The sequence below is a fragment of the Kineococcus auxinigenes genome, from assembly GCF_050871525.1.
Lineage (GTDB): Bacteria > Actinomycetota > Actinomycetes > Actinomycetales > Kineococcaceae > Kineococcus.
The window spans coordinates 1-512 of record NZ_JBKBCT010000198.1 but is presented as its reverse complement, the minus strand read 5'-3'; the positions used below and the strand labels follow the sequence as shown (position 1 = coordinate 512).

1 protein-coding gene is annotated in these 512 nt (G+C 61.1%); it reads left to right on the top strand.

Going from position 1 to position 512, the window contains the following annotated elements:
* On the top strand, positions 1-512 hold a 512-nt coding region (locus tag ACRYR9_RS20000), incomplete at both ends, for an HD domain-containing protein (RefSeq protein ID WP_432540253.1).

Below are 512 nucleotides of genomic sequence, written 5' to 3'. Positions count from 1 at the left end.
ATACCTCAACAGGCCGCCCCGAAAGCACGGCGGAACATAGCTGGCGCTTGAGTCTGATGGCCATCGTGTTTGCCGACGCGCTGAAGGAACTCGACCTGTTGAAGGTATTGCAACTGTGTGTGGTACACGATCTGGGCGAAGCCATCCACGGCGATGTGCCCGCCACCCATCAACACGCACATCCCAACAAGAGCATGCAGGAGCGCCTTGACCTGCTACAGCTCACGCACATGCTGGATACCCCGGCGCGCAACGCCATCGTCGCACTGTGGGATGAATACGAAGCAGAAGCCACGCCGGAAGCACGCGCGGTAAAGGCGCTGGACAAACTGGAGACCATCCTGCAGCACAACCAGGGCGCCAACCCGGACGACTTCGACTACGCGTTCAACCTTTGCTACGGGCAGCGCTACATGCAAGCGGCGCCGCTGTTTGCCACGCTGCGCGAGCTGCTGGATGCACAGACGCGGCTGCGGATGGCGGACTCGACACAGGTCGCTGAATCGGACTAC